Source organism: Lysinimonas soli (assembly GCF_042655435.1).
GTDB classification, from domain to species: domain Bacteria; phylum Actinomycetota; class Actinomycetes; order Actinomycetales; family Microbacteriaceae; genus Lysinimonas; species Lysinimonas soli.
In genome coordinates this window covers 138,424-152,365 of record NZ_JBHSMG010000003.1, presented here as the reverse complement: position 1 = coordinate 152,365, position 13,942 = coordinate 138,424, and the positions used below count along the sequence as shown (strand labels likewise).

The window sequence follows — 13,942 nt, the reverse complement described above, 5'->3', positions numbered from 1 at the left end:
GCACCTGAGCCCGGAGGCTCGGCTCAGCCCGCCCGCGCAGCCCGCTCGGCGGCCTCGACCACGTTGGCGAGCAGCATGGCGCGGGTCATCGGCCCGACTCCGCCCGGATTGGGCGAGAGCCAGCCCGCGACCTGCGCCACTTCGGGGTCGATGTCGCCCGCGAGCTTCGCCTTGCCCGAGGCGGTCGTGCCGACCCGGGTGACGCCCACGTCGAGCACCGCGGCACCGGGCTTGATCCAGTCCGGCTTCACGAAGTGCGGAACCCCGATCGCGGCCACGACGATGTCGGCCCGGCGCACCTCGGCGGGCAGATCGACCGTGCGCGAATGGGTCAGGGTGACCGTCGCATCCACACCCTTGCGGGTCAGGAGCAGCCCGAGGGGGCGCCCCACGGTGAGGCCACGGCCGATGATGACGACGTGCTTGCCCGCGATCGGCACCTCGTGGCGGCGCAGCAGTTCGACGATGCCGGCCGGCGTGCACGGCAGCGGCGAATCCAGCTCGCCCTCGACGCCCAGCACCAGGCGTCCGAGGTTGGTCGGATGCAGTCCGTCGGCGTCCTTGGCGGGGTCGATCAGCTCCAGCATGGCGTTCTCGTCGATCCCCGCGGGCAGCGGCAGCTGCACGATGTATCCGGTCACGGCCGGGTCCGCGTTGAGCGCGGCGATCGCGGCCCGCACCTCGGACTCGGATGCCGTGGCCGGCAGGTCCACGCGGATCGACTCGATCCCGACCTCGGCCGAGTCGCGGTGCTTGCCCCCCACGTAGCTCAGCGAGCCGGGATCCTCGCCGACCAGCAGGGTGCCGAGACCGGGGACGATGTCCCGCTCCCGCAGGGCCGCGATCCTCCCGGCCAGCTCGCCCTTGATCGCCGAGGCGGTCGCGATGCCGTCGAGGATGCGAGCCGTCACTGCCACGACCCCGGCGAGGTGAGGCCCCCGTAGAGCGGGAACTTCTGGGCGAGCGCGGTCACCCGCGCGCGCAGCGCCGGCAGGTCGGCATCGGGCAGGAGGGTCTGCGCGATGATGTCGGCCACCTCGGTGAACTCGGCGTCGCCGAAGCCGCGGGTGGCGAGCGCGGGCGTGCCGATGCGCACTCCCGAGGTGACCATCGGGGGGCGCGGGTCGAAGGGCACGGCGTTGCGGTTGACGGTGATCCCGACCTCGTGCAGCAGGTCTTCGGCCTGCTTGCCGTCCGTGGCCGAGTTGCGCAGATCGACGAGCACGAGGTGCACGTCGGTGCCGCCCGTCAGCACGTCGATGCCGGCGGCCGTGGCGTCCGGGGCGGTGAGACGCTCGGCGAGGATCGCGGCGCCGCGGATGGTGCGGGCCTGACGGTCGGCGAACTCCGGCTCGGCCGCGAGCTTGAAGGCGGTGGCCTTCGCGGCGATGACGTGCATGAGCGGGCCGCCCTGCTGCCCGGGGAAGACGTTGGAGTTGATCTTCTTGGCGAGGTCGGCGTCGTTGGTCAGGATGAAGCCCGAGCGCGGTCCGCCGATGGTCTTGTGCACGGTCGACGAGGTCACGTGCGCGTGCGGCACCGGAGAGGGATGCAGTCCGGCCGCGACCAGCCCGGCGAAGTGCGCCATGTCGACCCAGAGCAGCGCGCCGACCTCGTCGGCGATCTCGCGGAAGCGCGCGAAGTCCAGTTGACGCGGGTACGCCGACCAGCCGGCGATGATGACCTGCGGCTGCACCTCGATCGCCTTCTCGCGCACGACATCCATGTCGACCAGGAAGGTCTCGGGGTCGACGCCGTAGGCGTGGGCCTCGTAGAGCTTGCCCGAGAAGTTGAGCTTCATGCCGTGCGTCAGGTGACCGCCGTGGGCCAGCTCGAGACCCAGGATGCGGTCGCCGTGCTTCGCGATCGCCGCGAGCACCGCGGCGTTGGCCGAGGCTCCCGAGTGCGGCTGGACGTTGGCGAACTCCGCGCGGAACAGCGTCTTCGCGCGCTCGATCGCCAGGTTCTCGACGATGTCGACGAACTCGCAGCCGCCGTAGTAGCGACGCCCCGGGTAACCCTCGGCGTACTTGTTGGTGAGTACCGAGCCCTGCGCCTCGAGCACGGCGCGGGGCACGAAGTTCTCGCTCGCGATCATCTCGAGGGTGTTGCGCTGGCGGCCGAGCTCGAGCTCGAGGGCCGCCGCGACCTCGGGATCGACGACCGAGAGCGGGGCGAGGAAGGTATCGGACATGGTGCCTCCTGAGTTCTGAACAGATGGATGTCTGTCACAGCCCAGGCGTACGGCCGTTTCCGTGTAGTCGCTCCCCGATGGTGACCCATCCGAACGCCAGTCGCGACCGTCCTACTCTAGCGGCCGACGTGCAGCGGAAGCAGCCCCATCCGCCGACGATCCGACAGCACGACGAACAGCATCCCGGCCAGCACGAACGCCACCTCGACCCAGGGAAGCACGCGGATCCCGAAGCCGTCGAGCAGGAGGCCGCCCAGGAAGGCTCCGCCGCCGATGGCCACGTTGAACGAGATCGTGGTCCAGGCCGCCGCGGTGTCGCGCAGACGCAGCGAGGCCGAGTGCATCATCCGGCCCTGCAGCAGCGAGGGGATGCCGCCGAACGCGACGCTCCAGGCGATCATGCCGATCACCACGATCACGGGCGAGGCGGCGCCGAAGATCCCGAGGGCGGCGACCGTGACCGCGACGCTGAGGGCGAGGATCAGCAGGGCGCCCCGGGGGAACCGATCGCCGAGCAGCCCCGCGATGAGCAGACCGAACGCGCCGGCCGCGCCGTAGCCGAACAGCAGCGCGCTGACATCGCCGGCCGGGATGCCGCCCACCTGAGTGGCCCAGGGCACGATGTAGGTGTAGTACGCGTTCTGCCCGACCGCGAGCAGCAGGATCGTGACGCTGACGATCACGACGGCCGGCACCGTGCGGTCCTGGCGCAGCGGCAGCGCGATCTCGCCGGTCTTCAGCGTGACCAGGTGCGAGACGTGCGGGAGCGCGAGCACCACGAGCAGCAGGAACACCAGCACGACCCCGCCCATCACGGCGAAGGCGAGACGCCAGCCGAGCGCATGACCGAGCGCTGTGCCGAACGGGACGCCCAGGATGAAGGCCGCGGTTCCGCCGGCGTTGGTCACGGCGAGGGCCCGCGAGAGCTGACGCTGCGGCACGATCCGCGAGGCGTAGGGGCCCGTCACCGACCAGAACAGGCCGTGCGCCAGGCCGCCGAGCACGCGGGCGCCGGCCAGGAACTCGTAGCTCGGCGAGATCGCCGCGAGGAAGTTCGCCACGGCGAACACCCCGAGCATCGTCACCATGAGCCACTTGCGCGGGAACCGGTGCGTCAGCGCCGTCAGCGGCGCCGTGCTGACGACCACGGTGAGCGCGAAGATCGTCACGAGCAGCCCGACCCGCGATTCCGAGACGTGCAGCTCGGCGGCGATGTCGGGCAGCAGGCCGGTGGGCAGGAACTCGCTCGACACGGCGACGAAGATCGCGCCCGTGATGACGAGCAGGCGGAACAGGGGGAATCGGGAGTCTGAGCCCTCGGCGCTCATCGCGAGACTTTCTGGATCGGAGGGCTCGGAACGCCGGCCGCGGGGTGCCGCGAGCCGCGGCATCGACACCAGCCTACCGAGAGCGCGCCCCCGAGACGCCCGCCAGTACGCTGGGGGCGTGAGCCCGACGCCGACCCATTGGATCGTCACGCTGGTCTGCGAGGACCGTCCCGGGATCGTGCACGCCGTCAGCGGGGCGATCGTCTCGGCTCAGGGCAACATCACCGAATCCCAGCAGTTCTCGAGCGCCGACAGCGGCCGCTTCTTCATGCGGTTGCAGGTCGAGTCGGCGGTCTCCCGCGAGGTGTTCGAGGCGGCTCTTCTGCCCGTCACCGAGCGCTACCGGATGACGTGGCAGCTCGACGTCGTCGGTCGCCCGTTGCGCACGCTCGTCCTGGTGTCGCGCGCCGCACACTGCCTCAACGACCTGCTGTTCCGGCAGCGCGCCGGGCAGCTCGCCGTTGATCTTCCGTTGGTGCTCGGCAACCACCCCGACCTCGGCGAGCTCGCCGCCTTCTACGGGGTGCCCTTCGAGTCGCATCCGGTCACGACGCCGGGGCAGAAGCTCGCCTTCGAAGACCGCGTGCTCGAGGTCGTCGAAGAGCACGACATCGAGCTCGTGGTGCTCGCGCGCTACATGCAGATCCTGTCGCCCGAGCTGTGCGCGGCGCTGACCGGGCGGATCATCAACATCCACCACTCCTTCCTGCCGGGCTTCAAGGGCGCCAACCCCTACAAGCAGGCGCACGCACGCGGGGTGAAGCTGATCGGCGCGACCGCGCACTTCGTGACGAGCGACCTCGACGAGGGCCCGATCATCGAGCAGAACGTCGTGCGGGTCGACCACTCGCGCACCCCGGGCGAGCTGGTCGCGATCGGTCAGGACGAGGAGTCCCGCACGCTCACCCAGGCCGTGAAATGGTTCGCCGAGCACCGCGTGCTGCTCGACGGGGCCCGGACGATCATCTTCACATGACGACGCTGCTGCATTCCGCTCACCGCATCGACGAGCTCGGCGAGGTGCCGGACGCCTGGCTGCTGTTCGACGGCCCCGTGATCGCGGCCGCCGGGAGCGGCCTGCACACGGCGCCGACGGCCGATGAGCGCGTCGATCTCGCGGGCGCGCGGCTCGTGCCGGGCTTCATCGATCTGCACGGGCACGGCGGCGGCGGGCACGCGTACGACGACGGGGGCACGGCGCTGACGGCGGCGCTCGCCGCGCACCGGGAGCACGGGACCACCCGCTCGGTGGTGAGCCTCGTGGCGAACCCGCTCGGGCAGCTGCGCGACAGCCTCGCCGAGATCGCGGCACTGGTCGCCACCGATCCGCTCGTGCTCGGATCCCACCTCGAGGGGCCTTTCCTGGCACCCGACCGGCGCGGCGCGCACAGCGCCGACTTCTTGCGGCTGCCGGATCCGGAGGCGGTCGAGTCGCTGCTCGCCGCCGCGGCCGGCACCCTGCGCCAGGTCACGATCGCACCCGAGCTGCCGGGGGCGCTGCAGGCCATCGACGAGATCGTCGAGGCCGGCGTCGTGGTGGCGATCGGGCACACCGAGGCCGACTTCGACACCACCCGGGCCGCGTTCGCGCGCGGTGCCCGGATGCTGACGCACGCCTTCAACGCGATGCCCGGCATCCACCACCGCGCCCCCGGCCCGGTGCTCGCCGCGTTCGCCGACGACCGCATCAGCATCGAGCTCATCCTCGACGGGCAGCACGTGCATCCCGAGGTCGCCCGGCTCGCCTTCGATGCCGCTCCGGGGCGCGTCGCGCTGATTACCGACGCGATGGCCGCGGCGGCCGCGGCGGACGGCGACTACCGCCTCGGCTCGCTCAACGTGACCGTCCACGAGGGCTTCGCCAAGCTCTCGGGTACCTCGACGATCGCCGGCTCCACGCTCACCCAGGACGTCGCCCTGCGCCTCGCGATCGACGAGGTCGGCCTGCCGCCTGCGACGGCGGTCGCCGCCCTGACCGCCGTTCCGGCGCGGGCCCTGGGGCTCGGCCACCGCTTCGGTCTGCTCAAGCCCGGCTATGCGGCCGACGCCGTCGCGCTGGACGCCGCCGGTCGCGTCACGCGCGTCTGGGCCGACGGGCGCGCGCTGCTCGGCTGAGCACCTCAGCGTTCGACGTCGAGGCGGTTCTCCCAGGCGAAGCGGTAGTAGTCGGCGTGGCGCAATTGCGAGGCGGCGGCCTCGTCGACGATGACCGTGACGAGCGGATGCAGCTGGATCGCCGATCCGGGCAGCGACGCCGTCACCGGGCCCTCGACCGCCCCCGCGATCGCGGACGCCTTCGCCTCGCCGAAGGCGAACAGCAGCAGGTGTCGCGCCCGCAGGATGGTGCCGAGCCCCTGCGTCAGACAGTGCCTCGGCACCTCGTCGAGCGAGGGGAAGAAGCGCGCGTTGTCGACCCGGGTCTGCTCGGTGAGCGTCTTCACCCGCGTCGTCGAGGCGAGCGACGAGCCCGGCTCGTTGAACCCGATGTGGCCCGTGCGCCCGATCCCCAGCACCTGCAGATCGACGCCTCCCGCCTCGGCGATGGCCCGCTCGTAGGCAGCGCCGGCGAGCTCGAGCGGGCCCCCGTCGTCGCCGGGTACGCGCACCAGCTCGGGGGTGAGTCCGAGGGGCTCGACCACCTCGCGCGCGATGACCGCGCGGTAGCTCTCGGGGTGCCCGGTCGGCAGTCCGATGTACTCGTCGAGGGCGAAGCCGCGCACCCGCGAGAGGTCGAGGCGGCGGCGGATCAGGGCCTGCCAGAGCGGAAGGGGCGTGGATCCGGTCGCCAGGCCGAGCACGGCATCCGGCCGCGCCGCGACCAGACGCTGCACAAGCTCGGCACCGAGCTCGCCTGCCTCGTCAGCCGACCCGACGATCACGACCTCGGCCATCAGGCGGGCTTCCGTTCCGCCGCACCCGTCTCGGTCCCGGTCGACCCGATCAGCGCGGCGCCGACCGCGGCGACCGGCAGGCCTCCCGGCGCCAGGCGCACCCGGTCGGGCAGCTCGAGCGAGGCGAGGAAGGCCGACTCGACCGCCCAGCGCCGCAGCACCGCATGGACGGCGGCCAGCAGCGGGTCGCCCAGGGAGGTGATGCCCCCGCCGATCACGACATCGTCCACGTCGACAGTGAGGACGAGCACGCGAACGGCGGAGGCAACATTATCGACGAAGCGCTCGCGCACCTCGATCGCGAGGACGTCGCCGGTGTCGGCGGCCTCGAAGAGGGATCTGACGGGATGGCTGGTCCCGGTGGGCCACAGGCGCGCGACGGCCGAGCCCGAGGCGACCATCTCGAGGCAGCCGCGCTGTCCGCAGCTGCACAGCGGCCCGGCGGGGTCGACCGGGATGTGCCCGATCTCGCCCGCGGTCCCGCGCGAGCCGCGCCAGAGCCGCCCGGCGAGCACGAGCCCGGCCGCGAGTCCCGTGCCCAGGTTGAGGTAGGCCATCGACGAGGGGGCGCTCCGGCCCAGCAGGTGGAACGCCCCGAGCGCCGCGGCGTTCACGTCGTTCTCGATGCTCACGGGAGCGCCGAGCCGCGCGGCGAGCTCCGTGCCGAGATCGAGACCGTCGAGCCCCAGGTTGACGGCGTGCGTCACGCGCCCGCTGAGCGGATCCACCGCCCCGGGCACGCCGACCCCGATCGACTCGAAGCCGCGGGGCGTGACGCCCACCGCATCCGCGAGCCGGTGCAGCGCGTCGACGGTCGAGGTGACGACCCCGTCGGCCCCGAACCCCGTCGACACCCGCACCTCGCCGAGCACCGCGCCGGCGGCATCGATCGCGACCGCCTCGGTCTTGGTGCCCCCGATGTCGACCCCCACCCTCATCGGCCGCGCTCCTCGAGCAGCCGCAGCAGCGCCGCGCCGGCCAGGCGCGAGGCGCCGAAGGTCGCGATGTCGGCGTAGCGGCGGTCGGCGGCCGGCCAGCCCATGTCGACGACGACGACATCCGGATGCCGCGAGCGCGCCTCGTCGATGGCCCGACGCGTCCAGGCCCGCCTGTGGTTGTCGCGGCCGATCAGCACCGGCTGCCGGTCGGAGTCGACGATCAACGGTTCCCCCTCCGCCAGCCACTGCACGGGAGCCCCCGCCGCGGCCGGCCCCCACGGCGAATCCCCCACCGCGATGTTCGACTCGGTGCGCAGCTGCACGAGCGCGCGGTCGGCGCGCAGCCGGAGGCCGGACGCGAGATCGAAGGCGCGGGCGATGACCGCGGTGTCGAACTCCGGCAGCGGGTCCGGCACCGCGAAGGGCCGCACCGCCTGCGACCGCAGCTCGCCGGCGAGCTCGGCGACCCGGCGCGCCGCATCGGCCGGCCGGGCCACACTCAGTCGGCCGTCGTCGACCGCCGCCGAGACTCCCGCGACGATCGCGGCGAGCTGCTCCTCGGTGTTCGCGGTCCCGAGGCACAGCAGATCCGCCCCGGCCGCCAGCGCCCGCGCCGCCGCCCCCGGCAGCCCGTCCTCGTCGTCGGCCCCGCGCATGTCGAGCGCGTCGGTGACGATGACGCCGGTGAAACCCAGTTGCCCGCGCAGCAGCTCACCGAGGATCCGCTCCGAGAAGGTGGCGGGCTGCGCGTCGAGCTGCGGCAGCAGGATGTGCGAGGTCATGATCGTGCGGGTCCCGGCCGCGATCGCCGCGGCGAAGGGCACGAGCTCGCGTCGGCGCAAGGCGTCGAGCGGCAGGTCGACGGTCGGCAGCGCGAGGTGGGAATCGGTGGCGGTGTCGCCGTGACCCGGAAAGTGCTTCGCGCTCGCGGCGATCCCCGTCGACTGCAGCCCCTCGACCCAGGCGGCGCCGTGCCGTGCCACCAGCTGCGGGTCGGCGCCGAAGCTCCGGGTACCGATCACGGGGTTGTCGTCGTTCGAGTTGATGTCGATCGTCGGCGCCAGGTCGAGGTCGATGCCCGCGGCGCGAAGTTCGGCGCCGACTCGGCGCGCGACGCTCTCGGTCAGGAGGAGGTCGTCGAGGCGGCCGAGGATGGCGTTGCCCGGGAACGGGGAGCCCACCGACTGGTAGAGCCGGGTCACGTCCCCTCCCTCCTCGTCGATCGCGATGATCGCGAAGGGGTTGGCCGCCCTGATCTCTCCGGTCAGCCGGCGCAGCTGCGACGGCGAGGCGATGTTGGTGGCGAACAGGCAGACCCCGGCGAGCCCGCCCGCCAGGCGCGCGGCGAGCCAGCCGGGGAGCTCCGTGCCGTCGAACCCCGGCAGCAGGGTGCCGAGCACGAGACGATCCCGCGATCCGGGGGCGGTCATCCCTTCACCGCCCCGCCGACCAGCCCGCTCGTCATGCGTCCCTGCACGAACAGGAAGAAGACGATCACCGGGATCGCGACCAGGGTCGACGCGGCCATCACCTGGCCCCAGTCGATCGCCTTCGAGGCGCTCGACTGGATGAAGCCGCGCAGCCAGAGCGGGAGCGTCTGCGACCCCTGGCCGGGCAACACGACGAGCGCGATCGTGAACTCGTTCCAAGCCTGCAGGAAGGCGTACACCCCCGAGGCGACCAGCCCGGGCGCCAGCAGCGGGAAGGTGATCCGCAGGAAGGCCTGGGTGCGGCTGAGCCCGTCGACCATGGCGGCCTCCTCCAGCTCGGCCGGGACGCCCGCGACGAAGCCGCGCAGCATCCAGATCGTGAACGGTACGACGGCCCCGATGTAGAGGATGCTCACCCCGACGACCGTGTTGAGCAGGTTCACCGAGGCCATCAGCTTGTACTGCGCGATGAACAGGCCCTCGGCGGGGAGCATCTGCACGAACAGGATCGCCAGCACGAAGGAGGTGCGCCCGCGGAAGCGGAAGCGGCTGATCGCGACCGCCGCGAGGAAGGCGAACAGCAAGCAGACCACGACCACGACGAGTGCGATCGTGACGCTCATGCCGAGGGCGGGCAGGAAGGTTCCGCCCGCGATGACGCTCGCGAAGTTGTCGAACGACGCCCCGACGGGGAAGAAGGTCGGGGTCGTCGAGGTGAGCACGACGTTCGACAACAACGAGGAGTTGACCATCCAGTAGACCGGGAACAACCAGATCAGGGCGACGACGATGCCGACGATCGAGAGCACGACGCGGGAGGCGCGCGGCCGGCGGGCGCGGAGGCGGGTCATCGGTCCTCCCGCAGCATCGAGCGCACGTAGGCGGCGCTGAGGGCGACCGTCAGGATGAGCACCAGGATCGACACGGCCGAGGCGGTGCCGAAATCGCTCGACCCCGCGCCGAGTTGGTAGATGTACGTGCCGAGCAGGTTGGTCTGGCTGGCGATCGAGCCGGCATCCTGCAGCACCTTGATCTGGGTGAAGACGCGCAGGTCCCAGATCACCTGCAGCAGCAGCACGATCGAGATGACGGGCCGGATGATCGGAACCGTGATGCCCCAGAAGCGCTGGGTCGGCGTCGCCCCGTCCATCTGGGCGGCCTCGAGCACCTCGTCGGGCACCTGGGTGAGCGAGGCGAAGATCGAGAAGGCGACGAAGGGCACACTCATCCAGACCACGATGATGAGCGCCACCAGGAAGAAGCTCAGCGGATTCTGCAGCCAGTTGTGCTGCTGGAACGGCAGCCCGACGGCGCCGAGCAGCCAGTTGACGACACCGCGGCGCCAGTCGAACAGCCAGTTCCAGACCGTCATCGCGGCGACCACCGGCATCGCCCAGGCCAGCAGCAGCGAGATCTGCAGCACGACGCGCACCGCCGACGGCACCGCCCGCATGAGCAGGGCGAGCAGCACCCCGATCGCCATCGTGACGAGCACGCAGGCGAAGCAGAACAGCAGCGAGCGGCCGACGACGGTCCAGAGGTAGGGATCGCCGAGCAGACGCGCGTAGTTGTCGAAGCCGACGAACGGCGCGGGCTGCCCGAACTGCTGCGAGAGGCCGAACTTCTGCAGCGAGGTGACCAGCTGCCACACGAGCGGGTACCCCATCGCGAGCAGCAGCACGACCACGGTCGGGATGAGGAGCAGATAGGGCGCGAGCGGGCGTCGGCGGCGCGGGGCGCTGAGGGCGGTCACGGTCATCTCCTCTCGGAATCCGGGGTCTCGGGCGGGGTGGTCGGGCGGCGTGGGGTGGGTCGGGGGTGCGGCGCGGTGGCTCCGCACCCCCGACCGGGGATGCCCTCGGCTACTTGGCGTTCAGCATCGGGGTGATCTTGGCGTCGTACTCCTTGGCGAGCGCCGCGAGATCGGTCGAATCCTTCAGCTTGCTGAAGAACTCCTCGAGCACGTTGGACGCCTCCACGCTCGCCCAGCCCGGTGCGGCCGGGGTCAGCTTCGAGTTCTGCGCCGAGGAGATCAGGGCGGTGGCGAACTCGTCGGAGCCGAGCGAGGAGGTGTAGTCCGAGTTCGCCGGTCCGAGCCCGTTCTTGCCGAGCATGGTCTGGTAGCTCTTGCCGAAGATGATCTTCAGCAGGGTCTTGGCCAGGCCCGGGTTCTTGCTCTTCGCCGAGATGCCGATGTTCGAGCCGCCCGCGAAGACCGGGGCCGGCTTGCCGTCGTTGCCGGGAAGCGGGAAGACCCCGAAGACGCTGTCGTCCCAGGTGCGGGTCACCTTGCCGTCGGCGCCGGTGCCCTTGGTGCCGATCGACCAGTGCGCCCATCCCGGCGCCATGATCGTCGCGGCCGACAGCGACACGGGCGTCGCCGCGTCGGATGCCGTGGCACCGGCGATCGCGTCGTCATCGTTGATGTAGATGTACTGGTTGCTGTCCTTGGCGTCGTTCGGCGCCTTCGAGGCGTTCTGGTAGATCGCCTGCAGCTGCTTCAGCCCCGCCATGGTCTTGGGGTCGTCGAGCGTCGCCGTCCACTTGCCGTTGGACTCCGAGGCGATGTTGCCGCCGTTCGCGAAGATCCACGAGATGCCGTCGCGCCAGTCCTGGCCGCCCAGGTACAGACCCGAGAAGTTGGCGATGTTGTCGGGGTTCTTCGCGGCGATGGTCGCGACATCCTGGTTGAACTGATCCAGCGTGGTCGGCACCGAGGTGATGCCCGCCTTGGCCCAGACGTCCTTGCGGTAGAACACGTAGCGGGATCCGAAGTAGTACGGCAGCGTGTAGTTCTTGCCGTCGACCTTGCCCGCCTCGACGAACGACGGCAGCAGCTTGCTGCCGCCGAGCTCGGAGTACATGTCCGAGATGTCGAGGAAGGCCCCCACGTTGGTGAACGTGGGCGACTGCGTGTTCCCCATCTCGGTGACGTCGGGGGTGTTGTTCGCGTCGGGGAGCGCGGTCGTCAGCTTGGTGACGATGTCGCTCCAGTCCTGCTGCTCGATCTTGAGGGTGCCGCCGGTCTCCTTCTTGAACTCCGAGACCAGGTAGCTGCGAAGGGCGTCCGGGGTGTCGGAGCCGACCAGCCACAGGGTGACGGTCTTGCCCTTGCCGTCGGTGCTGGCCCCGGCTCCCGATCCGCCGCCGGTGCTGCTGCACCCGGCCAGGACGAGAGCCGACGCGAGTGCGACAGCGGTAACGCCTGCGATCTTTCGCTTCATCGTGATTCCTTCTCTGTGGTGAGGTTGCGGCGCACGACGCGCGCCGCCTGGTGCCGGGGCCCGCTGTCGACTACGAAACCCCGAGTTGCGCAGACAGGACCATGGCGGCGGCGCCGCGCATGACGATGTCCTGACCGAGAGTGGTCATCCGCAGACTCAGATCGCCGTGGAACTCGGCCATCGTGCGACTGCGGAGGGTCTCGATCGCGGCCTCGGCGAGAGGTCCATCGAGAAGTTCGAGGGGGCCGCTGAGCACGATCTCGGCGAGGTCGAGCGCGCCCACGACCGGGGCGAGGGCGATGCCGAGCCGCTCGCCGGCACGACGGAGGATCGCGGTGCGCTCGGCGGGATCGCTCGTCGCGGCGAGCGCGGCGTCGAGCCGCGGCGTGGCCAGCCAGGTCTCGAGGCAGCCGTGCTTCCCGCACGCGCAGGCGTCGCCGCCATCCGTTCCGACGACGACGTGACCGATCTCGCCCGCGGCGAAGCGGCTGCCGACCAGCGCCGTGCCGCCGATGATGAGCCCGGCGCCCACGCCGTGCCCGACCTTGACCAGCATCATGTCGCTGAGGGCGCTGCCGAAGCTGTGCTCGGCCAGGGCCGCCGCGTTCGCGTCGTTCGCGACGATCACCGGATGCCCGGTGGCGGCGGCGAGGGTCGCCTGCAGCGGTTCACCGGCGCCCGCGCCGCTCGGCCAGCCGAGGTTCGGGGCGCTCAGCACGGTGCCCGCCAGGTCGACGACACCGGGAGACCCGACCCCGATGCCCAGCAGGGGAAGGGTCGCCGCGGCGACGAGGCGCTGCGCGAGGGCGACGACCTTGGCCGTGGCGGCGGCACCCGTCGCGCCGTCGAGGGGAACCTCGATGCGTTCGAGCACGACGCCGTCGAGGTCGAGCACGGCCCCCCGGAAGGTGGCGTACTCGCTGAGGTCGATGCCGATGATGTGGAATCCGGTGCGGTTGATGTCGAGCATCGTCGCGGGCTTGCCGGGTCGGGCTTCGTCGCGCTGGCCGACCTCGACGACGAGCTTCTCGACCATGAGCTCGGCGACCAGATCGGAAATGGTGACCCGGGTGAGCCCGGTCGCGCGCGACAGGTCGGCGCGGCTGAGGGTTCCCGAACGGTAGAGGGTCTGCAGCACGAGGGAGCGGTTGTGGCCGCGCGCGTGCTCGGGCAGCGATTTCGCGCTGGGCCGCAGGGCCCGGCCCGAGCCGAATCCGGCATGACCCGACGCGGTCGCGAGACCCTGGCCGGCAGCGGGTGCGCCCTCTCGGACGGAAGAGCCCCGCTGCACTTCCGATGCAGACATGTTTGTTAGTAAAGCGTACGAACAATCAACGCGCAAGCGCCGATCTCCCCCGACCGTGAACCTTTCGCCTGCGGCGCCCGTTAGGCAGGTTGTCAGGGATTCCTACACGTACCCCTGACAGGCTGGCTTCGGCCCGCGTGTCCCCGTCCATCACCGCTCAGGAGTCTCATGTCATTCCGTCCCTCCCGCCCCTTCGCCATCGGCTTCGCCGGCCTCGGACTGGTCGGCGCCCTCGCCGGCTGCTCCTCGACCGCGAGTGCCGACTCGCCCGCGAACACCGGCGCGTCCGCCGGCTCCTCCACGGGCGAGACGGCGAGTGCGAGCGCGTCGTACAAGGACGGCACCTACAGCGCCGACGGCAGCTACCAGGCCCCGAGTGGCACCGAATCGATCTCGGTGAAGGTCACGCTCTCGAGCGACAAGGTCACGGCGGTCACCGTCACCCCGCACGCCACGAACGGCAATCCCGCGATGTTCCAGAGCCAGTTCGCCAGCAGCATCTCGGCGCTCGTGGTCGGCAAGGACATCGACACGATCAGCGTCTCCCGGGTCGCCGGTTCCTCGCTCACGAGCGCCGGCTTCAACGCGGCGCTCAAGAGCATCAAGGCCGACGCCCTCGAGTCCTGATCGG

13 protein-coding genes and 1 riboswitch are annotated in these 13,942 nt (G+C 71.1%); of the genes, 3 read left to right on the top strand and 10 right to left on the bottom strand.

From position 1 onward, the window contains the following. Positions 1-23: 23 nt before the first annotated feature. The 3 genes from ACFPJ4_RS12505 to ACFPJ4_RS12495 all read right to left on the bottom strand — a co-directional run bounded on the left by ACFPJ4_RS12505 (position 24) and on the right by ACFPJ4_RS12495 (position 3,522). Entirely contained in the window at positions 24-911 is an 888-nt protein-coding gene (locus tag ACFPJ4_RS12505) for a bifunctional methylenetetrahydrofolate dehydrogenase/methenyltetrahydrofolate cyclohydrolase (RefSeq protein ID WP_386740775.1), read from the bottom strand. Continuing rightward, positions 908-2,194: a serine hydroxymethyltransferase gene (glyA, locus tag ACFPJ4_RS12500; protein WP_386740774.1), complete on the bottom strand. Its 1,287-nt coding sequence runs from the start codon at positions 2,192-2,194 to the stop codon at positions 908-910. Before glyA ends, ACFPJ4_RS12505 begins: the two co-directional genes overlap by 4 nt. Before the next feature lie 32 nt (positions 2,195-2,226). Beyond that, positions 2,227-2,308, bottom strand: a riboswitch (ZMP/ZTP riboswitch). 2 nt (positions 2,309-2,310) lie between these two features. Continuing rightward, a complete protein-coding gene (locus tag ACFPJ4_RS12495) occupies positions 2,311-3,522 on the bottom strand; it encodes an MFS transporter (protein WP_386740773.1) in 1,212 nt (403 codons plus the stop codon). Positions 3,523-3,640: 118 nt separating this feature from the next. Between ACFPJ4_RS12495 and purU the strand changes: the two genes are divergently transcribed. Then, positions 3,641-4,498: a formyltetrahydrofolate deformylase gene (gene purU, locus ACFPJ4_RS12490; protein WP_386740772.1), complete on the top strand. Its 858-nt coding sequence runs from the start codon at positions 3,641-3,643 to the stop codon at positions 4,496-4,498. Next, on the top strand, positions 4,495-5,637 hold the full coding sequence (gene nagA, locus ACFPJ4_RS12485) for an N-acetylglucosamine-6-phosphate deacetylase (protein ID WP_386740771.1): 1,143 nt from the start codon (positions 4,495-4,497) through the stop codon (positions 5,635-5,637). Before purU ends, nagA begins: the two co-directional genes overlap by 4 nt. 5 nt (positions 5,638-5,642) lie before the next feature. On the opposite strand, the gene ACFPJ4_RS12480 is transcribed toward nagA, so the two are convergent. The 7 genes from ACFPJ4_RS12480 to ACFPJ4_RS12450 form a co-directional block, all read right to left on the bottom strand. Further along, positions 5,643-6,413 (bottom strand): glucosamine-6-phosphate deaminase, encoded by a 771-nt coding sequence (locus ACFPJ4_RS12480; RefSeq protein WP_386740770.1) that lies wholly within the window; start codon positions 6,411-6,413, stop codon positions 5,643-5,645. Further along, positions 6,413-7,351: an ROK family protein gene (locus tag ACFPJ4_RS12475; RefSeq protein WP_386740769.1), complete on the bottom strand. Its 939-nt coding sequence runs from the start codon at positions 7,349-7,351 to the stop codon at positions 6,413-6,415. The genes ACFPJ4_RS12480 and ACFPJ4_RS12475 overlap by 1 nt, the downstream gene beginning before the upstream one ends. Then, positions 7,348-8,781, bottom strand: coding sequence for a beta-N-acetylhexosaminidase (gene nagZ, locus ACFPJ4_RS12470; RefSeq protein WP_386740768.1), 1,434 nt, complete (start codon positions 8,779-8,781; stop codon positions 7,348-7,350). The genes ACFPJ4_RS12475 and nagZ overlap by 4 nt, the downstream gene beginning before the upstream one ends. After that, on the bottom strand, positions 8,778-9,632 hold the full coding sequence (locus ACFPJ4_RS12465) for a carbohydrate ABC transporter permease (protein WP_386740767.1): 855 nt from the start codon (positions 9,630-9,632) through the stop codon (positions 8,778-8,780). Before ACFPJ4_RS12465 ends, nagZ begins: the two co-directional genes overlap by 4 nt. Beyond that, on the bottom strand, positions 9,629-10,540 hold the full coding sequence (locus ACFPJ4_RS12460; protein WP_386740766.1) for a carbohydrate ABC transporter permease: 912 nt from the start codon (positions 10,538-10,540) through the stop codon (positions 9,629-9,631). The genes ACFPJ4_RS12465 and ACFPJ4_RS12460 overlap by 4 nt, the downstream gene beginning before the upstream one ends. A gap of 103 nt (positions 10,541-10,643) precedes the next feature. Continuing rightward, positions 10,644-12,005 carry an extracellular solute-binding protein gene (locus ACFPJ4_RS12455; RefSeq protein WP_386740765.1) on the bottom strand — a complete coding sequence of 454 codons (1,362 nt, stop codon included), beginning with the start codon at positions 12,003-12,005 and terminating at the stop codon, positions 10,644-10,646. Positions 12,006-12,075: 70 nt separating this feature from the next. Then, a complete protein-coding gene (locus ACFPJ4_RS12450) occupies positions 12,076-13,311 on the bottom strand; it encodes an ROK family transcriptional regulator (RefSeq protein ID WP_386740764.1) in 1,236 nt (411 codons plus the stop codon). A gap of 168 nt (positions 13,312-13,479) precedes the next feature. Here ACFPJ4_RS12450 and ACFPJ4_RS12445 point away from each other — a divergent pair, with 168 nt between their 5' ends. Next, positions 13,480-13,938, top strand: a complete 459-nt coding sequence (locus ACFPJ4_RS12445; RefSeq protein ID WP_386740763.1) for an FMN-binding protein — start codon at positions 13,480-13,482, stop codon at positions 13,936-13,938. The last annotated feature ends 4 nt before the right edge of the window (positions 13,939-13,942 follow it).